At 45.8% G+C, this 23,996-nt stretch carries 20 protein-coding genes and 1 tRNA gene; 7 read left to right on the top strand and 14 right to left on the bottom strand.

Annotated features, from left to right (window positions below):
- Positions 1-44 precede the first annotated feature (44 nt).
- The gene (locus DYP60_RS08450; protein ID WP_117330574.1) at positions 45-2,393 is read right to left on the bottom strand and encodes an endonuclease MutS2; all 2,349 of its coding nucleotides are present in this window, start codon (positions 2,391-2,393) and stop codon (positions 45-47) included.
- Complete coding sequence (gene rsgA, locus DYP60_RS08445; RefSeq protein WP_117330573.1) at positions 2,374-3,342, bottom strand: ribosome small subunit-dependent GTPase A; 969 nt, start codon at positions 3,340-3,342, stop codon at positions 2,374-2,376. The genes DYP60_RS08450 and rsgA overlap by 20 nt, the downstream gene beginning before the upstream one ends.
- 79 nt (positions 3,343-3,421) lie before the next feature.
- On the opposite strand from rsgA, the gene DYP60_RS08440 reads away from it, so the two are divergent.
- On the top strand, positions 3,422-4,000 hold the full coding sequence (locus tag DYP60_RS08440) for a pentapeptide repeat-containing protein (protein WP_117330572.1): 579 nt from the start codon (positions 3,422-3,424) through the stop codon (positions 3,998-4,000).
- Entirely contained in the window at positions 3,997-4,605 is a 609-nt protein-coding gene (locus tag DYP60_RS08435) for an MBL fold metallo-hydrolase (protein WP_117330571.1), read from the top strand. The genes DYP60_RS08440 and DYP60_RS08435 overlap by 4 nt, the downstream gene beginning before the upstream one ends.
- Here the strand turns inward: DYP60_RS08435 and DYP60_RS08430 are convergent.
- From DYP60_RS08430 to DYP60_RS08395, 8 genes are all read right to left on the bottom strand, one after another.
- Positions 4,538-5,545 carry an RluA family pseudouridine synthase gene (locus tag DYP60_RS08430; RefSeq protein WP_117330570.1) on the bottom strand — a complete coding sequence of 336 codons (1,008 nt, stop codon included), beginning with the start codon at positions 5,543-5,545 and terminating at the stop codon, positions 4,538-4,540. The two genes, DYP60_RS08435 and DYP60_RS08430, sit on opposite strands and share 68 nt — an antisense overlap.
- A complete protein-coding gene (locus tag DYP60_RS08425; protein WP_117330569.1) occupies positions 5,535-5,876 on the bottom strand; it encodes a hypothetical protein in 342 nt (113 codons plus the stop codon). The genes DYP60_RS08430 and DYP60_RS08425 overlap by 11 nt, the downstream gene beginning before the upstream one ends.
- A gap of 2 nt (positions 5,877-5,878) precedes the next feature.
- Entirely contained in the window at positions 5,879-6,562 is a 684-nt protein-coding gene (locus tag DYP60_RS08420) for a YggS family pyridoxal phosphate-dependent enzyme (protein ID WP_117330568.1), read from the bottom strand.
- On the bottom strand, positions 6,555-7,364 hold the full coding sequence (locus DYP60_RS08415) for a putative ABC transporter permease (protein WP_117330567.1): 810 nt from the start codon (positions 7,362-7,364) through the stop codon (positions 6,555-6,557). Before DYP60_RS08415 ends, DYP60_RS08420 begins: the two co-directional genes overlap by 8 nt.
- Before the next feature lie 101 nt (positions 7,365-7,465).
- A tRNA-Val gene (locus DYP60_RS08410) sits at positions 7,466-7,537 on the bottom strand.
- Between the two features lie 36 nt (positions 7,538-7,573).
- Positions 7,574-11,989, bottom strand: coding sequence for an EAL domain-containing protein (locus tag DYP60_RS08405; protein WP_117330566.1), 4,416 nt, complete (start codon positions 11,987-11,989; stop codon positions 7,574-7,576).
- Between the two features lie 71 nt (positions 11,990-12,060).
- A complete protein-coding gene (locus DYP60_RS08400; protein ID WP_117330565.1) occupies positions 12,061-13,569 on the bottom strand; it encodes an IMP dehydrogenase in 1,509 nt (502 codons plus the stop codon).
- An 82-nt stretch (positions 13,570-13,651) separates the two neighbouring features.
- A complete protein-coding gene (locus tag DYP60_RS08395; protein ID WP_117330564.1) occupies positions 13,652-15,532 on the bottom strand; it encodes a glycoside hydrolase family 13 protein in 1,881 nt (626 codons plus the stop codon).
- A 144-nt stretch (positions 15,533-15,676) separates the two neighbouring features.
- Between DYP60_RS08395 and DYP60_RS08390 the strand changes: the two genes are divergently transcribed.
- Complete coding sequence (locus DYP60_RS08390) at positions 15,677-16,738, top strand: LacI family DNA-binding transcriptional regulator (protein WP_117330563.1); 1,062 nt, start codon at positions 15,677-15,679, stop codon at positions 16,736-16,738.
- On the opposite strand, the gene DYP60_RS08385 is transcribed toward DYP60_RS08390, so the two are convergent.
- The gene (locus DYP60_RS08385) at positions 16,719-17,348 is read right to left on the bottom strand and encodes an adenylate kinase (protein ID WP_117330562.1); all 630 of its coding nucleotides are present in this window, start codon (positions 17,346-17,348) and stop codon (positions 16,719-16,721) included. The genes DYP60_RS08390 and DYP60_RS08385 overlap by 20 nt on opposite strands.
- A gap of 143 nt (positions 17,349-17,491) precedes the next feature.
- Here DYP60_RS08385 and DYP60_RS08380 point away from each other — a divergent pair, with 143 nt between their 5' ends.
- From DYP60_RS08380 to DYP60_RS08365, 4 genes are all read left to right on the top strand, one after another.
- Positions 17,492-18,724, top strand: a complete 1,233-nt coding sequence (locus DYP60_RS08380) for an ABC transporter substrate-binding protein (RefSeq protein WP_117330561.1) — start codon at positions 17,492-17,494, stop codon at positions 18,722-18,724.
- Positions 18,725-18,865: 141 nt separating this feature from the next.
- Positions 18,866-19,696, top strand: a complete 831-nt coding sequence (locus tag DYP60_RS08375; RefSeq protein WP_338067793.1) for a carbohydrate ABC transporter permease — start codon at positions 18,866-18,868, stop codon at positions 19,694-19,696.
- 1 nt (position 19,697) lies between these two features.
- Complete coding sequence (locus DYP60_RS08370) at positions 19,698-20,534, top strand: carbohydrate ABC transporter permease (protein WP_117330559.1); 837 nt, start codon at positions 19,698-19,700, stop codon at positions 20,532-20,534.
- 55 nt (positions 20,535-20,589) lie between these two features.
- Entirely contained in the window at positions 20,590-21,654 is a 1,065-nt protein-coding gene (locus DYP60_RS08365) for a uracil phosphoribosyltransferase (protein WP_117330558.1), read from the top strand.
- Positions 21,655-22,212: 558 nt separating this feature from the next.
- On the opposite strand, the gene DYP60_RS08355 is transcribed toward DYP60_RS08365, so the two are convergent.
- From DYP60_RS08355 to rnhA, 3 genes are read right to left on the bottom strand one after another with little or no spacing between them, the layout of a single operon-like run.
- Complete coding sequence (locus DYP60_RS08355; RefSeq protein WP_117330556.1) at positions 22,213-22,758, bottom strand: chromate transporter; 546 nt, start codon at positions 22,756-22,758, stop codon at positions 22,213-22,215.
- Positions 22,755-23,309, bottom strand: coding sequence for a chromate transporter (locus DYP60_RS08350; protein ID WP_117330555.1), 555 nt, complete (start codon positions 23,307-23,309; stop codon positions 22,755-22,757). The genes DYP60_RS08355 and DYP60_RS08350 overlap by 4 nt, the downstream gene beginning before the upstream one ends.
- Positions 23,306-23,758, bottom strand: a complete 453-nt coding sequence (gene rnhA, locus DYP60_RS08345; RefSeq protein WP_117330554.1) for a ribonuclease HI — start codon at positions 23,756-23,758, stop codon at positions 23,306-23,308. The genes DYP60_RS08350 and rnhA overlap by 4 nt, the downstream gene beginning before the upstream one ends.
- Positions 23,759-23,996 lie beyond the last annotated feature (238 nt).

Genomic DNA, 23,996 nt, shown 5'->3' with positions numbered 1-23,996 from the left:
ATACTTAGTAAAAAACCCTCTGTAAAGAGGGCCCATCAATAAAGCTATAGTTGTACGTATGTTTTTCCCATACCTCCATCCTCTGGTGTGGCAAATCGGAATCCCTGTATTGCACGATGATGCTCGAGATAGGAAGTAATGCCCTTGGAGAGGATCCCATCACCATAGCCGTGGATAACGGAAAAAGTAGACATGCCATGCACCAAACAACTCTCAATCTGCTCTTCAAGGGAAGCGAGCGCTTCCTCAAGGGTGTAGCCGCGCAAGTCAAGTACCAACTTAGGCCTTGGGGTACTGCTGTGATATGACACCAGGACCTTCTTTTGCTGCTCTTTTGGTACTTGCAGCTCCTTTCCATCCAGGGTCATGCGCATTGACCCTATTGCAACCAGATACTTGTTTTTCCCTTGCTTTTTCAGGATCTTACCCAACCGTTTTGCAGTTCCACAAAGCACTTCCATGCCTTCGCTGAACTCCATCTGTTCCTGCACTTCCAACGCTGAGAGTTCCTCTTCTCGTTGTTCCAGCAATGCTTGTTCACTCTGTACCCTGTCCTCAAGGCTCTGAACATACGCCTTTACCTGCTTTCGTTTCGCTTTATCCAATTCACCCTCTCTCACAGTCTTTACCAGGTTTTCCAACTCTTTTCGTTTGGCGCTCATGAATCGAGCAAGCTCAGTAGCTTGTTCTTCCTTGAGTTGGTTTTCTTTCTGCCGTACACGGAGTTCTTTCAGTTGCAGTTGCTTTACTTCCTGTTGGAGCGTGTAATACCGTTTTTTGGTTTGCTCTTCCTGCGTTTCCAGCTCTTTCCGTTTTTCTTCAAGATCCTTGATGATGGACGCAATCTGAACAGCTTCACTCCCTAGATATTGTTCGGCACGGGAGATGACTTCTTCAGGTAGTTTCATATAACGAGCGGTATCAATTGCATGGCTCTCACCTGGTAAGCCCTGTATAACTCTGAAGGTTGGCATATGAGAGTGTTCGTTGAATTCCATTGAGGCGTTGATAACTTCTTTCTTTGCATAGGCAAACTGTTTCAGCACACCATGGTGACTGGTCACCATGGTAAGTTTCGCTTTCTCAAGGCAGTACTCAAGCACAGAACGAGCAATTGCAGAACCTTCAACAGGGTCGGTGCCACTCCCAAGTTCATCAAGAATAACCAAGCTGCGTTTGCTCATGTTCCTTAGAATGTAACCAATCTGTTTCATATGTCCACTGAATGTGGAAAGCTCCGCCTCTATCGACTGCTCATCGCCAATATCAGTAAATATGTTGTCGAAAAGGGGAAGACTGCTCCCCTCTTTTGCCGGAATAAACCCACAATACTGATTAAGCAGAGCGAAGAGTCCTACTGTCTTGATTGTAACGGTCTTTCCTCCAGCGTTTGGGCCGCTGATGACCACTGCCCTTACATCTTCTTCAAGCGTAATGGAAATAGGAACAGCCTTATTGCCAAGCAAAGGGTGGCGTGCCTGCTCGAGATTGCATCGATTTGTCTGTAAGTCGGTTGCGGTAGCATGTGTTTCCAAAGCCCAAAGCGCCATGGAAAATACAGCATCCAGGTTACCTATGCGTGTCGATAACGTTTTTACATGCACTCGTAGCTTTCTGACACTGCTGTTGAGCTCCCCGAGAATCTTTGCAATCTCAACAAGAATCTGGTTCTGTGCCAACATTACTGAATTATTCATCTCAACAAGTGTATAGGGTTCCATAAACACCGTGTTGCCGGAACTGGAGCTGCTGGATACAAATCCTTGCACCTGGCTCCTTCGGTCACTTCTTACGGGAATGACCAGTCTCCCATCCCTCATTGCTTCCTGGTCAGTCTGTACAGCAGTAGGATTACTCCTGATGAACTGTGCACAAAAGCGAGATCTCTCACTTTTGGCTGTCTCCACCTGGCGGAACAACGCACTGATTCTTGGGTGTGTATTTCTTACCTGACCACTCTCATCAAGCGTGCCCTCTATCTGTTCACAGAGAGCAACCAATTCATAGGGCAGGCCATCTCCCAAGAGAGGATGCAATACGGTTACAACATTGTCGGTATCCTGCAAAGCATCCACATGGTTGTAAAGATGTTCAGCACTGCGGATATACCGTGCCACATCAAGCAGTTCATACCCCTCCGCTCCATGGGCCGGGTCATCAAGGCTGGTAAGTGTTTCCTGTATTTCAGGGAAGGAGTGTAGCATAAGCCTATCTGCTCCAGAGAGGAGCTTCATTGCTGCTGCCACTTGGTTTTGCCGTATTGCAAGCGTATCCTGTGTATCTAAAAAAGGTAATGCATCGAGAACCTTTTTGCCTTCAGGCGCATGACTCATGCCCTTGATCTGCTGTAATACTTGGAAGAACCCCAGTTCTTCAATACTCTTGTGATTCATCTCTCTCCATTCGTTTAATCCAGGATTTAGAACGGTCGTTCTTACCCATCCATTCTGGTTTTTTCTCATCAAGCGAGGCCAGCATCCTGAGATAGCTCTCATACCGATCATAGTGAATGAGATCCTGTTCTACTGCCTCCATAACCTTGCATCCAGGCTCCCCCTGATGCAGGCATCCTTCATACGTACAAGAGGATGCAAACTCCATAAATTCAGGAAATGCATCACTCAACTCATGAGGATCAGTGTGTGGGACAAGGAACTCCCTTACCCCTGGGGTATCGGCAATGGTGAAATCAGGGCCATGCAACAAAAGAGCATGGTTGGTTGTATGACGGCCTCTATTATATTTGTGGGAGATTTCACCAGTCTTCTGTTCCGATCCCAGCAATCGGTTGATCAATGTGGATTTTCCAACCCCACTCTGTCCTACAAATGCTACGGTCTTTCCCTTCAGAACCTCATGTAAACGTTCAAGATTCTCTCCACTTGCAGCACTGACCGCCATTGTCTGATACCCTAATTCCCCATAGAGGGAAAAGCGCTCATGCTCTTCCTCAGTAAGTAGGATGTCACTCTTGTTCAAGACAATCATAACCGGGACCTTCCTTGAGCAGGCGATTACACGGTCAATGAAACGAGGTCTAAAGGGAGGGCTCTCTACACTGCTTATACAGACCACCAGGTCCATGTTTGCTACCACGGTCTGATTACACCCCTTCTTTGCATTCCAACGCTGGAAGCAGTTACGCCGCTCAAGACGTTCAATAATCAACCCCTCTCCCTCATTGGTAAGGACAAAAGTTACCTGGTCCCCTACAGCGAGTGGATTGTATTCATCGGTAACTTGAAATAATTGTTTTCCCTTGATGCGACAAAGATAGGCGTTTCCTTGCGACTCCACTGAATAAATATTGTTGATTCCTCTGGTTATCAGCCCTGTTTGCATCTAGTATATTGCTCCCAGAAAGTACTGTATCTGCAAACGGGGCTCTTGACAACTAGAAGGTATTTGATACTGTATTCCTATGTTCAGTTTTAAAACCTGCTCTCACCCGCTTTGTCATACGTACGTATGCAACCAAGATGATTATTGTTTTCGCCATAGTGCAAACCAAGAACAACTCTATCATGATTGTGTTGACCGGCTTTCCGGAGACAAAGATATTGTTGATTATTCTCTTACCGGCGGTGAGTTTGACAACCTTACCTTAGGCAAGAAGACCATATCTGCTTCCAATATGGCATGGTGTACTTTTCGAGGTGTAGATTTTTCCCAAGTCACTTTGGTAAACAGTTTTTTCGACTTCTGTCTTTTTGAAAAATGCAAATTCAACGGGATTATCTCCCGCTACAGTGTTTTTTCTGGCAGCAAGATGATCGACTGCAATTTTGCTGGCAGCATGATCATGCATACCAACTTCAGTGGAATCGATGCCTTGCGTTGCTCGTTCGATGATTGTGATCTCTACTTTTCTACCTTTAACTCCAGCTTCCTCAGGGATACTGATTTTGAGGATTGCAACTTGAAGAAAGTCGACTTTGTCTATACTGACAGGAGACGCGTCTCCTTCCGCTACTCCAACTGGGAGGAGGCACGCTTTTGAACATCTACCAACACTTCTCCGTCGTAGGATTCTGCAACACGTATCTTGTAGCAAGGGAAAAAGGCAGCGAGGCACTCTTGATCGACCCAGGTCATGTCGATACTGAGTTGATCAATATGATTGAAACGAACCGGTATACATTGAAACATGTATTGCTGACCCACCGCCACCCCTCCCACTCAGAGGGCCTTGGTACATTGAAAAAAATTTACAATGTTGAGGTACATGCCTCAGCGTTCAGCAGTTATGAGTTTCTTTATCATCCCATTGAGGATGCAGAGGTCCTCAATCTTTGTGGGCTGAAAATCGAGGTCATTCACGTTCCAGGACACAGCTTGGATAGCATGGCCTACCGGATAGATCATGCATTGTTTACCGGAGACACACTGCTTTGCGGCAGGATTGGATCAACTCCCGGGTATCGTGAACAAGCTTTGCTCATATCTTCCATCAATCAGAAACTCATGAAGCTCGACGAGAATATCCTGATTTTCCCTGGTCATGGTTCTGCAAGTAAGCTAAGAATCGAGAGGATGTTCAATCATGACCTGTTGCAGCTGGGGAAGATAGAGACCGAACGCCAGAATTGGCGGGAAGACGAGTAGAGCGCAAGTAGGAACGAAACCGCTCAGGCATTTTTGCTCGAAAACGGATTCTTGTACCAGTTGAAGGACTGTCCAGTTCAAGGAGAAAGGCGTGCAGCATTAAGGTCTGACCATCCTCCTTTCCATAGATGGGATCTCCTATGATCGGATGTCCGGCTTTGCTCAGGTGCACCCTGATCTGATGGGTCCGTCCAGTATGCAATACGATTCTCAAGAGGGCAAACCCTGAATACTGCCTAAGAACCTGATATTCAGTCTTTGCATACCTCCCCTCAGTATCATCACATGTGGTAAATTTCTTTCGATCTTTTGGATCACGTTTCAGATGCTTTTCAATAGTGCCTTGTTTGGTCTTGAATGTTCCTCTGGCCAGAGCTATGTACACTTTCTTCGTCGTATGATTCTTGAACTGGGCAGAGAGCTGCCTGTGACTGATACGATTTCGTGCAACCACCAATACTCCACTGGTGTCCTTGTCCAGTCGATGCACAATACCAGGCCGTACTGCAGGGCTAGAGAGGTCTGCCTCTTCCTCAACTTCAGTCTCATCCATCAGTTCCTCACAGAACCGCTCACCATACCGATGGACCAAGGCATTGACCAAGGTATGTTCCGTATTCCCATTTGCAGGATGGACTACCATCCCTTGTTCCTTGTTGATTACCAGAAGGTCTTCATCCTCATACAGTATTGTGAGCGGAATAGCTTCCCCCTCAATCCCAGCAAAAAAATTTTCACTATATAGAACGGTAATATGATCACCTTCCCTGACAAGCTTGCTTTTCTTGCTTGCTTTCCCGTTGAGTTGGATCACTGTCTCTGTCTCACTCAAGGTAGAACGTGAAATGAGATCAGTATGACCTGCAACATAGACATCCAAGCGGACAGGGTGTTCCATGGGTTCCACAACCAAGTCAACCCTTCCTTCCTTAACGCCCATTTGCATTCCCCACTTCACCAATGATGTAATCGGCAAGAGATATGCCTAGTGAAAGCCCAGCTGCAATAGATCCTTGCATCAGAAACCCTTGCAAATCACTGGATGGTGTACTGATGAGTTGTGATTCCACTGCAAAACGGTAGAGTAAGGCTGTCACCGGAAGTGTGATGACCATGGAACCAAAGAAGAGCGTCTCGGCCCTCCTGATTTTGTAACTCCACAGCGGAAATTCCTCTTCTTCATAGGGTTCATATCCCTTGAGCTGGTCAGCTGAAAGTTGTAATGGAAAGAGCAAGAGTAACAGCATCAGGATTGTTATAGCTCGACGCATGGCTACCCCCGTTTTCCAAACAGCTTCGTTCCGATACGCACCAGATTGGAGCCTTCCTCAATTGCAAGCCGGTAGTCACCGCTCATCCCCATGCTCAAGGTATCAAATTGTGGAGGGTCGAATCGTGTTTTTACCGCATCAAATGCATTTCTCAGTCGTGAGAAAGCCGCTCTCACCATCTTCTCATCCCCATCCAAGGGACCGATGGTCATAAGCCCGCGTACCTGTAGATATGTACTTTGCATGATGGTATCCAGCGCAGAGAAGAGCACATCCTCAGATGGGAATCCACTCTTAGAGTCTTCTTCAGCTGTCTTGAGTTCAAGTAGGATAGGAAAAGGCTTGGATAGATGCCCCTCTAGTTTATTGGCGAGTTTCAGGGAATCAACGCTATCAATACCATCAAAGAGTTCTATGGCTTTTTTGGCTTTGTTCGACTGCAGGTGCCCGATTAGATGGAGTCTCATTCCTTCTGGTCTGATTTGTGGAACTTTATCTTCAACTTCCTGTACGCGGTTTTCCCCAAAAAGGAGCTGACCACAAGAGAAAAGTTCCAGCATTTCTTGGTACGAGCGAGTCTTGCTCACTGCCATCAGCCTAATATCACTTGGTTTCCTTCCTGCCTGTATTGCCGCATCGGCCAAGGCTTCCTGTATCTCTTGATAATGTTCCCGTAACTCAATCATCACGTCGTTTGCTCCTTTTCTTGTTGCTATGAAGCTTCCTATGCAATGCATTTTCTCGTATGGTTTTTCTCAGGGTCTCCAGCAACAACCGTTTTTCTTCATTACTGCTGGTGAGTAAGGGAAATGCTTTTAAAATCTGTTTGGCTGATATGCTCAGTCGTAGTCGCAACTCATCCAATTCAGTATTCAACTTTACGCGTAATCCATCAAGCATCTTGTTTCCATTGAAATTACGGAGAATACTCAGCCGGTTCTCAATTTCCTTTCTCTTCTCCTTGAACTCTCCAAGTTGTTTCTGGAATGCACTCATACGGAACACAGAACTGGTAGTGTCAACACTGAGCAGGAGCATGATTACCATTGCTCCATGGTCCAATACGGCTTCATCCACACTCAGTATGAAAGCTGAGAGGTAGGGATGAATGCAATAAGCGACTAACAGTGAGAGCAATCCAAAAAGCGTTGAGTTGAGCAGGCACACTCTCCCCTTAAGATTGAAACGATAGGAGGAATAATCCCATAGCCTGATAGAAAACAGTTTTTCTGCAAGAACTCCAGTAGCATATTCAAGCATACTGGTACCGATACAGGCAATCAAAAAAAACAAGCCTGGATTATCGGTAATCTTTACGAAAATAAAGACGACAAATACTGCTCCAAATCCATAAATTGGAAGATAGGGGCCATGGAGAAAACCCCGATTTACCAATGTTTTCTGCCCAATAGAACAATAAAGTACCTCAATACAGTAGCCCAGGACGGAATAACAAAAAAAATACCAGATCATCAGCGTCAGATCCATATTATCTCCTCATTGTCTGATACTACTATACTCACTAGCATTTTAGGCGGCAATAGTACTCTATTGAATGCTAAAAACGCACTCTAGGAAGAGTGCGTTTTTGACCGGAGAGGGATTTGAACCCCCGACCAGTTGCGTGTAAGGCAACCGCTCTCCCGCTGAGCTATCCGGCCGATGAATCAGAACATATCATAACGAGATGAAAACTGTCAACCATGTGTGAGCAACTTCAAGAAAGCTTCCTTTTCCATAGGTCTCTGATAATAGTATCCTTGCCCATAGAGAGCTCCTGCTTCACGTAAGAACGTATGATGTCCCTCATTCTCTACTCCTTCGATTACCATAGGCAAATCGAGTTGTTTCCCCATCTGTATGATTGATGACAGTACCGCTTTGGAACGTTTGTTCTCATTGATTTCGCAGATGAACGAACGATCAATTTTAATGACATCCATAGGCAGTGCGGAGAGCATATGCAACGAAGAGTAGCCATTGCCAAAATCATCCATCAAAATAGTGAATCCGTGCCCTTTCAGTTCACTGACCAACGCTGACATCTGGAGAGGATTGTCAATGTAGGCACTTTCCGTAATCTCAAATTGGATGAGAGCGTGGTCCACTTCAAATTTTGCTGTGGTTTCCAAGATGAGATCTACAATCTTATTGTTGTTCACATCTATCCTACTCAGATTGATCGAAATAGGAAAAGCTATCCGATAGTCAGATATAAACGCACACACGCTAGAGAGAATCGAAAGATCCATGATAGTGATGAAACCATATTTCTCAAAAACAGGGATGAACTGTTGAGGAGAGATTACCCCTCGGTTTGGATGCACCCACCGAGAGAGCGCCTCAGCAGAGCTTATGTGCTTTTCCTGAATGTCATAGATGGGTTGTAGGTAGAAGGTAAACTGGCCACTGTCCAATGCATGCTGCATCTCATTCAGCACATCCTGTTCTTTGAATGAGTCGTTACAGATGGAAGGCTGGTAGAACGCATACCCCTCCCGGTTGTGGTACCGTGAAATCTTGGAAGCACTGTGCGCCTTGTCCAAGATGGACGGAATACTTTGGCTGGTATCCTCAATCTCATATAGACCGATGACCAGGGAGAGATGATACCCTATCTCTTCACTGATGTGCTCTATATCTATGGCATGTTTTGGATGCATGGAAATACTCATGGCCTTGGGAATGCATGCGGCAAAGTGATCTGCTTCTATATGCCCATATACCCCAACATCTTTCATAAATTTACGCAAATCGTTTGCGATACATTGCAATACTTGGTTCCCACAATCAAATCCAAGCAATTCGTTCAGTACAGAGAACCGTTCAATGTTCCAATATACCATGATATAGGGAGAGTCTGTATTGGTATCAAGCAATTCACGACAAGCCTCGCAAAACCTTTGATGAGTGTACAAACCTGTTACCAGGTTATGGTTCAAGGCAAATAAAAGTTGTTCCTGTACTTGTTGCAGTACTGCCTCATCATGCATGGATTCTGAGAGATCTTCTATCAGAAGGCTGAACGGCTCCCCCCTTCCTTGAATCCCGTTCTGTTGGAACGTAATCCTGCACCACAGTACCGCACCATCCTTTGCTACAAGTCGTAGATTGAAGGGGTCGGATACTGTATTTATCATGCTTTGTCTCTCTACATGACGGAACAAAAGTGTCCTGTCCTCAGGGAAAAAGAGTTGTATTGCATTATCCTTATACTTTGTGAACAGTTCCTCCCGCTCATATCCCAATACTGTTGCCAGGGTCTCATTGGCGTATTGCAACTCCAAGGAATGCGATTCCATGGAGAATACTGCAATTCCATCCTTGCTTTGTTCTATGTAGGGGAGTATGCGATTGTTCAGTTGCTGCAGCTTCTGCTCTCGACTTACATCCTGGAGGCTGAAGGTAACCATTTGTACATAACCAAAGCAGGGCCCTAATTGGCATGTAACTGAGAAGTGCTGATTGTCATAGCCGATCAATATGAACGTTTCATGTTCCAGGTGATCTTTCTGCATGGCTCTAATACGTGAAAGCAAGCTTTGTTTTTCTGTAGGCAGAAGCCAACCAAGAGGGTCCATCTCAAGTGTTTGGAACACTTTTTTTGCAAATTCCTGGAATTTCTTATTTGCAAAAAGCAAGGTGGATTGGTTATTCTCCAAGGCAATATGGAGCAGTGGTACAGAGAATTGTTCCAAAATTTCAAGGAGAGGATTGTTAGGTAATGAGTAGCCAGAAGGAGAAAAACGAATAATCTTACCTCCGATGCGATGTTGCATAGAGTACCAGGTAAACAATACAGGTACAAACGAACCACCAGAAAGCTTTAGCCGAACCTGTATCGGTCTTCCGTCTGGTGCATCTATGCGTTTCCTGAGTTCTTCACGAACAGTAGATCGATCGTCTTTATGCAGTGCTTCGACTTCCGCATTTCGATTGAGAAAACCATGCACTTGTTCTACATATGGTCTGCCTGTATTAAGAAGAAAGAGCGTCAAGAGATCATGAGCAACGTCATAATCCCAGGAAGATTCACCTCTCTGCAATTCCTTGAAATATGCTGAGCGGGAAAGATGTACTTCTGTTGTAGAGGAAACCCATTTCTCGGCAATCTGTTTGGCTTGCTTCAGCTGGTCTACAAGAATTGCAAGCTTTGCAGGTTTTTCGTTGAAAAGAATCAGCTTCTCCTTACAAAGCCAGATGCCACCTGATTCATCAGTATGTTCCCAAAAACTATAGGTATCATAACTGAGTGAGTGTAATCTGCAATGTTCGCATACCTGGTCTCTATGAAAAATAACTTCATAGCATTTCCGTCCTCTATATCTTGCATCAGGTGCGTGGCGTTCCCTTCCTGCCTTGTTCAGAAAGAGCAGGTCATAGTTCTGCATATCGCTCAAGTAAACCGTATCGGGAAGATTGTCCAGCATCCACTCATGATTAGACCACCAGAGAGTTTTGTTCATACCCATATCAGATACGTACCGGGTACATTGGTTTCTTCCATTGTTCTTTGAGTGATACAGCGCAAGGTCGGCATGTTGGTAGAGATCTGTAAAAGTCGCCCCCTCTTCTGTATTGATGCAGAAACCGAGTGAACAGGAGAAGTGGATTCCAAGGGTCCGATCCTGAGCGATGACACGACAAAGCTCATCTCCAGCATTCCTCACAGCCTCATTGTCATGTGGGATAAATGCAACAAACTCATCTCCACCAAGTCGACCGATGATCGCCCCTTGTGGAAATACCGTCCTCATCAAGGATGCAAGTCGTTTGAGAACGCGGTCTCCCATGTCATGGCCATAGGTATCGTTAATCAGCTTAAATCGGTCTATATCAATGAGAAAAAAGGTACTGCCTCCTCTCTCTCTCAAATACCTCGTGACAATTTCCTCTATGGAAAATCTGTTATAAAGACCGGTGAGACTGTCACCATGCGCACGCTCTTGCAGTACCTGCTCCTGCCTCTTGCTTGTTTCAATATCCTTTATTGCGATGTACCCAATCTTTGTATTGTTTGCAACGGAGATACTGAAATGAAACCTAGCCCAACGATAGCCGTATTCCTTGTGGAACGGATGCATCATTTTTGCTTCGATGGTAAGTTCTTTCTTTCCTTCCTGTACAAAACGCTTGAGCTTTTCACTGGTGTTAATTTCGTGGAATGCATAGCGATATTCACTTTGTATTGCTTCTTGCAGGACAGTATCATACTGAGCATAGAAATCATGACTGCCATCCATTATCTTCCATACTTGGTTGTCCGCGAGCACAGGAGCTCCTGTTTGTAGATTGAAACCTCCAAAAAAAGCTTCATCCTGTCCTAATGCCTTCAAACGCATGGCAATTTCATCATGCACATCCTGGAAGATACCGATTGCTCTGCCATATTCCTGTTCACCACCACTGAGAAAGGCATAACTCAATCTCAACCAACGGAAGGAACCTCCCGCTGTTCGCACAGAGAGAATAGAATCAGGTTCCTGCCCTGCTTTTATTAGTGAGAAATCATGGTGAAGTGTTATTGAGTAATCTGGATGGATATACCCTTCATCAAGCAGGAAGGAAGCAGGATGGTGTATCTCAAAAGGAGAGTGCCCTCCCAAAATCGTTCTGGAAAGAGGGACCAAACAATCTGCATCCAGATGGTATTCCCACATTTCCAAGGTAGAGTGGGAAAAGACAAATTGCAGTCTGGTATTCTGTCTCTCCAAGGCTAATGCATTCTGGTATGCTTCAGAGATATCACTGGCAACAAGGTAGTAGACCGGAAATTGACCATGGTGTCGGCTGTACCGTCCCAATACTCTGATAAAGCAATTTTCCTTTCGCTGCAAGCGAAAGGAAACATCCAATTCCCGATGGCTCTTCTTCAGGCTCTGAAAAACTATTTCGATGCGTTTTCGCTCCCTCTCATGCACGGAATCCAATAAATTCAGTTCATTGTAGCTATGGAATTCTTGAGGAGTGTAAGCAAGGAGTTTAGCCAAACCTCGGCTAAGATAGGTAGCACGTATCTCATCACCGAGTTCATATATACCTACTCCGCCAGGAAGATCGTTGATGGAAAGCATTCGATCTTTCTCTGGACTACTTTGCCCAACCTCTTTCATGCTTCTTACACTCCATTACGACAAAAGTGTCTTAGTATAGCACATTTTATGTAAGAAGTATGATAAAACTCTTATTTTTTCAAGGAGTCCTGAGAATCCTTAAGCAATACATCATGTGCTCCGCCTTCAATGATGGAAGTGGAACTAACCACCGTCAGTCTTGCCTTCTTCTGCAGTTCAGAAATATTGAGTGCACCGCAGTTGCACATGGTTGATTTGATCTTGCTCAGACTCAGCTGAAGGTTGTCTTTCAAAGGTCCTGCATACGGAACATAGGAATCGACTCCTTCTACAAAGCTCAACGTTTCGTCCCCTCCAAGGTCATAGCGTTGCCAATTACGTGCACGAGAAGATCCTTCTCCCCAGTACTCTTTCATATAAGAACCTTTGACATTCACTTTTTCCGTAGGACTCTCATCGAATCGTGCAAAATATCGGCCCAACATCAAGAAGTCCGCACCCATGGCCAAAGCGAGGGTCATATGGTAGTCAAGGACAATTCCCCCATCCGAACAGATAGGGATATAGATACCCTGTTCTTGGAAATATTCATCTCGAGCTTTGGCAACCTCGAGCAATGCTGTTGCTTGGCCTCTCCCGATTCCCTTGGTTTCACGGGTAATGCAGATAGAACCACCACCAATGCCCACCTTCACAAAGTCGGCACCACTTTCGGCAAGAAAAAGGAACCCTTCCTTATCCACTACATTGCCGGCACCCACTTTTACTTGGTCACCGTATTGTTCCTTGATCCAGGAAAGTGTCAGGTGTTGCCATTCGCTATACCCTTCGGAGGAGTCTATGCAAAGTACATCAGCACCACTGGCAACCAGGGCGGGGACTCGCTCTTTGTAATCTCGTGTATTGATGCCTGCACCGACTCGATAGCGCTTTTTCTCATCCAGCAATTCGTCAGGGTTATCCTTGTGGCAGTCATAGTCCTTCCTGAAAACAAAATACTTGAGATGGTTCTCTTCATCAACAATGGGAAGGCTATTGAGTTTGTGCTCCCAGATACTATCGTTTGCTTCACTGAGTGTTATCCCTTCCTTCGCATAGACCAGGTTTGCAAACGGGGTCATGAGCTGGTAGATAGGAGTATCCAGTGGTGTCCTGCTCGGTCTCCAGTCACGCGAAGAGACCACGCCCAGGAGTTTTCCTGAGCTGGTACCATCTTCTGTTACTGCTATGGTGGAGTGCCCTTTTTTCTTTTTGAGGGCTATCAAATCAGAAAGGGTATCCTCTGAGCGCAGATTAGAGTCACTGGGAACAAAACCAGCCTTGAAAGCCTTTACCCTGGAGACCATGGCACACTGCGATCCTATTGGCTGCGAGCCATAGATGAAGCTGATTCCTCCTTCCCTGGAAAGAGCTTTGGCCATTGCCTCCCCACTCACCGATTGCATGATGGCACTCGTCATGGGGATATTCAGGGTGATTGAGGGTTCCTCGCCCTTCTTGAATTTGACCAGTGGTGTCTTTAATGAGACATTGACTGGTATGCACTCGGTACTTGAATAGCCTGGTATAAGTAGGTATTCACTGAACGTACGGGAGGGTTCTTCGTAGAGGTAGGCCATAACACAACTCCTTAGAGGGCTTTGGCACCATATTGTGCACAGTTAAGAGAAACATTGCAAGCATATTGCAACAATTATTCACCTATTTGTTGCATTTTGCCTCTCTACAGCCTACCAGAAGTAACGAATCCCTTTTCTTCATAGAAACTTCAATACGATCAGGCTGAACCGTAGTTCTCTCTACATCGCAACCTTCAAAGTGGGTTATTTGCAACACCCTATTGTCAAGCGTGATGGTCTGTGTGTGTGCATGCTTTCCCAGGATACAGAAAATCGCTTCATGGTTTGTATACCGTACAAAGCAGAGGGTGTATTCATCACGATACAGTACCTTCCACGCTCCATGTGCAAGGGTATCAGCATGAGCCGATCGGAACTGACCAAGATATGTATAGAGGGAGTAGAACTCCTTGTTCCACTGCTCTTCATCCCACTGCATGGGATAGCGCGATGATTCAACTGAACCATAAGGACCCGGTAGGGCAATTTCTTCCCCATAATAAATATTGGGCATACCGGGAAGCACATATAGCAACTTCACAATTCCTGCATAGAGTGAGAAATCAAAAATCTCCTGATGTTCATAGAGACGAGGCGTGTCATGGCTGTTGATCAGATTCATCTGCATGCTGAGCATCTGCTGTGGCATTGAATGCAAGTGACTTTCCAAGGCCTCTGCAAATTCAACTCCGGTGAATGCACGTGTGGTTCCAGGATTATGGCCCCAATCATCAGCCATGTATCGGTCTTTTTCTCCCATCCAGCTTCTCATTGGGCGGCTGCTACCGAAATAGTTCATGGCTGCATCCCACATATCCCCTTGGAGAAATGGAGTGGAGTCTACCCAGTCTTCTCCTACCAAGTAAGCTTGGCTGTTCTCACTCTTGACTGCCTTTCGCACTTCCTTCCAGATTTCTTCACACATCTGGTCTTCTCCCCTTCTTCCAACCTCGCTTGCAACATCGAGCCTCCAGCCGTCTTGAAGGAATGGCTGCCTAAGGAAGGAGCGCATGACAGAATCAGGACTGCGATAGATTAAATCACGGAGTTCCTGGCTGTTGTAGTTCAGCTGAGGCAACGTTTCCACTCCCTGCCAGAAAGCAACGGAGCCATCATCATTAATGTAATAGAAAGATGCTTCCTTGCTTGAAGGATCAGCAAGCGCCTTTGTATACCAAGGGTGTTCACTCCCTGTATGGTTGATCGAGATATCGACAATTACGCGAATGCCTTCCCTGTGTAGCGCTTCACACAGATGAGCAAAGGCACGATCTCCTCCAAGTTTCTCATCTATATGGAAAAAATCGGTGCAGTCATAGCGATGGGTTGTCCTGCTCATCCCTATGGGGTTGAGATAGAGCACCGTTACACCTAAGCGCTTGAAATGATCAATGGCGTCCTCTATTCCCTTGAGATCGCCATTGAAGAAATCGAGACATCTTCCCTCTTCGAATGTAAGCGGAATTTCATCAAACCCATGTACCGAGACTTTTCCACCATCAAAGTTGTATTGCCCTTCTGTTGCACCCACCGCTTCATCTCCCTTTCTAAAACGGTCAGGGAACACCTGATAACAGAGAGCACTTCCCACCCACTCTACAGGAACCAGGTTGCTGACCAGATGGAAACATTCTGAAAGAGGAGGAACTGAGGCTTTCACTCCTGCTTTGCTATAGGAATAGGCTCTTTCATCTGTTATGAGAAAAAAATACCAATGGGCGGAAGAATCCACCATCTTAAAGTTACCCCGATACAAAACACGAAGCCCTTCCTGCACACGTTTTAGGGGAATCTGCATCTCTCGGCCTAGTTGGAAACTTACCAGGCGGACTTGTTTAATTGTAGTTCCAGCATCCACTTGAATAGAAACATCAACCATTTCACCTTGCTTTGGATAAAGCGGTTGGACATACAGGGATGAGACATTACTATCAATATATTGCTTCCAGGTTGTACTCGGCATACTACTTCCTTATATGGTTTATTGACTCTGTTACAAAACCGGTTTAGTATCATACTATACTAAGTTTTTCGGCTGTGCAACCTGCACTATTACTGCTCGATACAACATTGCGGTAGGAAATCGGCCGAAGTTGAGGATTGCACCATGGCAGAGCAAACGACGAAGAGGAAACGACCTACAATCAAGGATATCGCACGGGAAAGTGGATATTCCAAGACTGCAGTCTCTTTCGCTTTCAATGATCCTTCAAGGATCAGCAAAAAAGCATGTTCCCAGATTCTGGAGACCGCAGAACGGCTTGGATACATTCCAGACCCAATGGCTCGCAATTTCTCACTCCGCCGACATCTTTCGATAGGCTTCCTACTTCCCCAGGAAATCCGCTACTCACTGCAGAACCCGTATGCACAACAAGTGTTGTTAGGTATCGGGAGTGTGTGTGAAAAATACGGATATACCCTCACCCTCATTCCACCACTCAATGAAAGCGTAACCGAGGCTGTGCGTAATGCAGCAGTTGATGGGTTGATCACCATGGGCATGCAGGTCGGGATGGATATCGTCTCGGTCATGAAAACGCGCTTGCTCCCCTATGTTACCATTGATGGTACTCCCAATGAGGAGATGCCAAGCGTAAATATAAACGATGAGATGGCTTCTTATGAGTTAATGAAAACGGTTCTAGATTTCGGCCACCGAAACCTCTGCATCATTTCACTTGGAGGGGACATTTTTGCAGAAAAAGCGACAAAAATGAGTCTTCCCCAACGAAGAATGGAGGGGTTTAAAAAGGCCCTCTCTGAAGTAGGTGTTGACCTTCAGGATGTACCGGTTCTGGTCAGTGAGCCTTCCTTAGCGGATGGGAAACTGAAAGGCAAGGAAATCCTCAATTTCAATGAGCTTCCCACATGTGTTGTTTCGATGAATGACATTGTCGCTATCGGATGTATCGTCAGCTGGAATGAAGCCGGATTGTCTGTACCCAAGGACATCTCCATCGCTGGGTTTGACAATATCGACGAAGCTTCCTGCATCATGCCCCACCTGACAACGGTTGAGCAACCAGCACAAGAAAAAGGACGCCTTGCTGCTGAGGCCTTGTTCAAAATGATACACAAGGAAACCTTGCAAAGCGTCCATATACAAATACCCCATACGTTGATACAACGTGATTCAGTGAAGGATCTTACTTCTGGACAACCTTGACCAAGGCTTCTAGGACAACCTCTGGAGCCGGGGAAGCATCGATGTCTACCAACAGACCTTTCTCACGATAGTAAGCGATCAGGGGTTCGGTCTGTTTTTCATAGACACTCAGACGATTCAGAATAGCTTCTGGTTTGTCGTCATCACGCTGTATGAGAGGTTCTCCGGTTTCATCATCAATCCCCTCCCTTTTTGGTGGGTTATAGAGGATATGATATGTCTTTCCGGTGGATTTACATACTCTTCTGCCACTCAGGCGTTTGACGATTAGATCACGGTCAAGTACGAAATTTACCACTGCATCAAGCGGTTTCATCTCAGCAAGTGCATCGGCTTGGGCGATGGTGCGTGGAAAGCCATCAAGGATGAATCCATTCTGTGCATCAGATTCAAGGAATCGTTGCTTTACCATTTCAATGGTAACTGAGTCAGGAACCAAATCACCGGCAGCCAGAATAGTCTTTACTTGCTTTCCAAGTTCTGTTTCCCCTTTGATATGACTGCGAAACAGGTCGCCGGTCGAGATATGGGGAATGCCAAAAAGATTTTTTGCTTCGGACGCGATGGTCCCCTTGCCGGCACCCGGAGGGCCGAGAAAAACTAAATTCATGTTACACCTCACAACAGAAGATTATCCGCATCCTACCACAATGCCCATATTTTGTCCTCCCCTAGTGGAGCTCTAGAAAATGTACGCTCATTTGCTTATTTAATGCTATACTATAACAAAATTTCACTAAGAAGGAGTATTGTATGAAACGATTGCACGTTCTTCTACCTATGCTGTTGCTTCTTTGTGTATTGCTTCCTGTTTCCGCCCAAGGCAACAAGGCTGAGATTTCTGATGAGGTTGTGCTCACCATGGGCTCTTGGAGAACCGACGATGTCGAGCAGATGAACCGTTTGCTTAATGCCTACAAAAAACTTGCCCCTAAGGTAACAATCAAGTTCCAACCGACCAACCCTCCAGACTATAATGCTACCCTACGTCTGCAACTCGATAGTGGTACTGGACCAGATTTGATGTATGCACGTTCTTACGCTGCCGGGCAGGAGTTGTACAACGCTGGTTATTTTGCCGATTGTACTGATATTCCAGGCTTGATGGAAAACTTTTCGGCAAGCAATCTGGCTCCTTGGCAGATGAGTGATGGTACTATGTTTGCTGTTCCTTTTGCTGCAGTAAGCCATGCAGTGTATTACAACAAGGATATTTTCAAGAAAGAAGGCTTGTCGATTCCCGAAAACTGGGAAGCATTTCTTTCGCTTTGCGATACCCTGGAGAAAAAGGGATATACACCTCTAGCAAATGGTTTGGCTGATGAATGGGATATCCTGGAGACCTTTTTCTTTGGACTACTTCCCAATTACATTGGCGGAGCTGATATGCGTGTTAAGTATGAAAGTGGTGAATTGCCTCTCAACGACAGAAACTTTGTAGAAGCCTACCAGGCTATGGCAGATGTAGCACAATACTGCCCGGATGGATTTGAATCAGTCACCTACAACGACAGCCAGGTGTTGTTCAATAGCCAAAAGGCGGTCATGTTTGTGGACGGCAGTTGGACAGCCGGTGTGTACAAGGATGCCCCTTTTGACTGGGGCTTGTTTGCCATTCCTGCACCCAAGGGAAAGAGCACTGCAATCTGTTTCCACCCCGATATGGCCATCACAATGAATACAGCGACCAAGCATCCTGAAGAAGCGAGGGCGTTCCTTGCATGGCTCTGCAGTGAAGAAGGAGCAACCACAGCAAGTCAAAACCTGCCTAGTGGATACTTCCCGATGATCAAATTCCCCATCAAGCTTGAGGATCCCCATGCAAATGAGTTCCTCTCACTGAACGCCGGCAGGAAAACCGATGCACGTTTTGTATGGCCGAAACTGATGAACCTGTATGCACCGATGAACCAAGCAGTCATTAAGGTGATGAAGGGAGATATTTCAGCAAAGCAGGCTGCAGACTCCGTACAGGCATTGATGTAACTGAAAAGTCGTCCAATCTTACTTCCCGGGCATATGCATATACCCGGGAAGTCTTTGAGGTAGTGTATGCGTATAAAACACTCCAGACATTTTCCTTGGTTGCTTTATCTGGCTCCAGCGTTGCTTGTGTATACCGTTTTTATGGCTTTTCCGCTCATAGATTCGTTACGCTTGAGTCTTTTCAGTGGCAACAATCAAGTCACCCGGGTTTTTGTAGGCCTGGATAATTTTAAACGACTGTTTACTGATCCAGAAATTTCTACACGGTATTGGGGAGCTTTTTTCAATACATGGAAGTTCTTTTTTGTCCATTTCATAGTACAAAATGGTCTGGGTATTTTCTTCGCTGTACTGCTTACCCAGGAAACCATGAAGGGAAGACAAATATATCAGACCATTATCTTTATTCCCACTACATTTGCAGTTCTGATCACAGGATACCTATGGAAATTGATGCTTAACCCGGTGTGGGCAGGTGATTTTCTCGTCTCTATTGGATTGCCGTTTCTCAAACACCCCTACCTTGGTGATACCAACACCGCCTTGTGGGCTGTCTCCCTGGTCTCTTGCTGGCAATGGCTTGGTATTCCAACCATGATGTTTGTGGCAGCACTGAGAAATATCAATGTTGAACTGTTGGAAGCAGCACGTCTTGAAGGTGCGGGAAGTGTAAAAACCTTCTGGTACATTAAGCTTCCCCTGATCAAGCCAATCGTCGGCATTGTTGCCGTGCTTACCTTCGTAAACAACTTCAATGCATTTGATATTGTCTTTGCCATGGAAAACGTGAATGGGGCACCAGAGTACTCCACCGACCTCATTGGAACACTCTTCTACCGTTATGGTATTGCCGGGCAGCATCCTATTGGAATACCGGATGCAGGGCTGGGAGCCGCCATCGCAACAATTACCTTCCTGCTGCTCATGGTGCTGGTTATACCAACCCTGAGACAAACACAGAGAGGTGCATAGCATGAGAGGATCTCTAAGAAAAGAAAATAGGCATATATTCTCCCATATTGTGTTGCTACTCTGGACATTCGTGGTGTTGTTCCCCATCTGGGTTTTAGTGATCAACTCATTCAAGACTAGACTGACAATTTATGAGAATCCATTTTGGATTCCCAAGACATGGGAATTCTCCAACTACACCACGGTACTTCGTGATGGTGATTTTTTCACGTATTTCAAGAATAGTTTTTTCGTCGTTTCCATCTCACTGGTGTTGGTAACCCTGCTTGCAAGCCTTGCCGGCTATGCATTGGCTCGATACAAGAGCCGTATTGGAACAATCATCTATTACTTTTTCATTGCAGGAATGATGATTCCCATCAAGATAGCGTCAATCAAGTTGCTGGAAATTATGAGAGCACTAGGGTTGCTTAATACCATCTATGCTCTTCCTCCAATCTATGTAGCGATGGGACTTCCTGTCGGGGTATTCATTCTTACCACTTTTATTAGGGAACTCCCTGAAGATCTCTATGAAGCAGCCATCATCGACGGTGCGTCCAGCGGAAAAATCTATAGTATGATCATCCTTCCCCTCATACGGCCCGCCCTTGCAACAACGGCAATCTATAACCTTATACCATTCTGGAATGACCTATGGTTCCCTTTGATTTTCATCAATGATGAACGCCATAAGACGCTACTGCTTGGTGTTACCCGTCTTTTTGGACAATATCAAACTGACTGGTCTAAAGTATTGGCAGTCCTCACCCTGTCTGCAATTCCGGTGCTTGTACTCTATCTGGCAATGAGCAGTCAGTTTATCAAAGGGGTTACTGCAGGCTCTGTAAAGGGGTGACAGACTCTGCAACTTGGGATAGAATCGGAAGCCAATACTGAGGAGAAATGTTTAGATGAATAAAATCGTATTACACGCAACCGACCTTGACGGGTACCTCAAGGATTCGGACAGGGATAAACTCGCCCATGTTGATGAGTTGTACAAGCAGTCGCTCTACCATTGTACTGTTCTCGAGACTGCCAGCGATGTGATGCAACTAGAAGAAGCTCGAAAAGGTTTGGTGGATAGTGCTAAGGAGATTGGCCGATACCTCAAGGATGTATGTGCCGAGGAACCCTCCATTCATGTCTACTCCTTTGAGACTCCTCAGGAGCAACATGGTCAGGCAAGCCGATTGATTTCCAAACTTCGCTCTCCTAGTACTGGTCATGAGGAATTTCTCTACTATATCCAACGTGCATATGAGATGCTCTTTTCCCATGTGTTCGCTGATGCCGCACTACCAACCAAGCGCTCGATCATCACCAAGACTCCTGTGACTAGTCCGGTAAGAAACTATGCAGTACATAGAATTCCAGATGTCGACTCATTGATTGAGAATAGTGTCATGTGCGTCATGCTTCGTGGTGCGCTCCTTCCCAGTATGATTCTCAGCAAGGAAATCCAGGAATACTCCACTGACAAATTTGTCACTCCTTTTGCCTTGTTCAAAATCAAGCGAGATGATGCAAAGAAAGAAGCGAATATGGATTACATCCTGGATTTGGACAAATCCTATTTTGATCTGGAATCACTTGATGGAAAGGATTTGATTTTTGCTGATCCAATGAATGCAACCGGAGGAAGTCTGGTCACCATTGTGAAATATCTGGAGGACAATGGGGTAAAACCCAAGTCCGTTAAGTTCATCAATGTCATCAGTGCGCTCAAGGGTTCATTGAGAATTGTCCGTGCCATCGAAGGGGCTGAAGTGTATACCCTCTGGATGGATCCAGTGCTCAACGATGCTGCCTACATCCTGCCCGGCCTTGGTGATGCTGGGGATCGACTCAATGGTATGGATAACAGTGACACCCCAAGGAACATAATTCAGCTTATTGCTGATTACGGTTCTGCCATTACCAATCTCTATCGTGATCAGGTACGGGAAATCGAACAAACGGTATTGGAGCGCTGATGCAAAGACTTCTGACTGTTTTTCTACTGCTTTCCATGTTCTTTCTCTTCTCCTGTACCTCTATGGGCAGTGAAAAGCGTGCAGTGCAGGCAGCAGAAAAGGCAAGTCAGCTTTTCCAGAATCAGGAGTATGCTGCTTCTGGGCAGTTGTACAGGGAAGCAGCATTTCTCGATCCCAGTCAAGCATCCTACCAATACAATGAGCAGCTGGCTCTCTTTCATTTAGGTGATTATGAGCAGGTACTCGATAAAAGCAATGCTTCGTTCCAGAACTTTCCTACCCATCTCTCATTCCTTTTTCTCCAAGCAAAAGCCTTGGCTCAACAAAAACAGTATGAGCAGGCCTTGCAGGTGTACCGACAGATTTTCAGCATGAACCCAGAGCTCTATGCGGAGCAGCTGGAGGTAGCCAAACAGGCTGCAAGTTGGGGATTCGAGGAAGAGGCAATTGAACTTGCACGCATCTTGGTATGTGAACACCAGAGGGAGAAAGATGCATTCGCCTTACTCGCTTCCTTAGAGGGAGAATCGAGTTGGTATGCTCATATGGTACGGTATCTTACGAAGGAAGATGCAGTACAATCCCCAGTATTGCTCCCAGAAGAATCCAGTACAGAGGATGGATCTTCTTCAAACGGAGCACAAGAAACACCAGTACAAGATACAGAATCGTCTCTTTGATTCGTATACTCCCATTCACGAGCAATGTTGTTCCAAATAGTTTCAAGCCGGCATAGGTGATAAGACCTACAACAGCAGCTCTCAGACCATAGAGCCCATCCTTCACATACGGATTTTTGTCGAACTGACCAAGAAAGCGTGCAATGAAGATGATGATGATCAGCGAAGGGGTTATCTCTCCCAATGTGGCAACCAAGCCTCCCAAAGGGCCAGCTGCTTGATACCCGGCAAACGTCGCCATATTGATACCAATCGGGCCGGGTGTTGATTCACTGATGGCAATCATGTCAGCGATGTCACTGGAAGTAATCCAATGACCATGGGTCTCGGCAAGCGTATACAGAAATGGCAGGGTGGCAAGCCCTCCTCCAATTGCAAAAAGCCCTATCTTGAAAAACTCCCAGTAGAGTTCCAAATAGATCATGGTTTTCTCCGCTTGAGCCGCTGTACGACCAGTCCATACAGGATTGCAGCAGGAATCACCATAAGCGGGGATAATGAAAAAGCAAGTGTTGCAGCAACCGTTGCAACGTAAAGCAGAACGGTTGGTACATCAATAAGACTCTTCTTGGAAAGTGTGAACACTGATTGTGTGATGAGCGCACACACTGCTACTCGGATACCTCCAAATGCACGTTGCACCCATATATTGTCTTGGATTTGTAGCAAAATAGTTGCAAGCATCGTAATCAAGACCAAAGATGGAGTTACTTCACCCAACGTTGCAGCAATTGCTCCGGAAATACCACGCTTACGGTAACCGATCATAGTGGCTGTATTCACCGCAATGATACCTGGACTGCATTGGCCAATGGCATAGATATCCAACACTTCTTCCTCTGTAACCCAGTGGTGGATGTCGATGACCTCCCGCTGCAACATGGGAAGCATGGCATACCCACCTCCAAAGGTAAGCCCACCAATCTTCAAGAAGGTGAGGTAGAGTTGCCATATTGATGCTTCTTTTCTTTTCATGCCCCGTTTTCCATTGCCTGCCGTACCAGCTGGTCACACCGTTCGTTGTCTGCAACACCAGCATGCCCTTTCACCCAGTTCCACTGAATCGGCAATTGTTCGTTGAGCGCATCCAGTGCTACCCAATACTCCTTGTTCTTAACCGGGCTCTTGCTTGCTGTTCGCCACCCGTTTATTTTCCATTTCTTGATCCAGCTGGTAATTCCATTTTTTACATATTGGCTGTCAGTATTGATGACAATATGCTTTGGCTTATACTGCTTGCACACCTCCAGTGCCTCAATAACGGCACGGAGTTCCATGCGGTTGTTTGTGGTGGCAGCTTCAAACCCACTTGCTTCCTTCTCGAATTTCCCGTTATCTGCCCTGAGCACGAAGGCCCACCCACCGGGTCCTGGATTTCCCAAGCACCCGCCATCTGTATAAACTTCTATTTCTGCATGATTCATAGACCGGATAGTAATATAGCTTGAGACTCCGGTCAACTATTGGAAACAGATCCCTGTATGGTTACACCTATGAAAAACATTGAAACAAGAGGATTTGTGGATGCAGGTACTGTAACGAAACAGCTAATGCACAGCAATAGCAATATACACCAAAGGATAGACTGTAACCCGTAAATGATTTTTTCCTCCTCCTAAAACCGCCAGGTGTCAGTCTTGTGCGCATTGGTGGCATGTTTCT

Source organism: Sphaerochaeta halotolerans, from assembly GCF_003429665.1.
Lineage (GTDB): Bacteria > Spirochaetota > Spirochaetia > Sphaerochaetales > Sphaerochaetaceae > Sphaerochaeta > Sphaerochaeta halotolerans.
The sequence above is the reverse complement of the archived record's forward strand: the minus strand, read 5'-3'. Positions and strand labels throughout refer to the sequence as shown.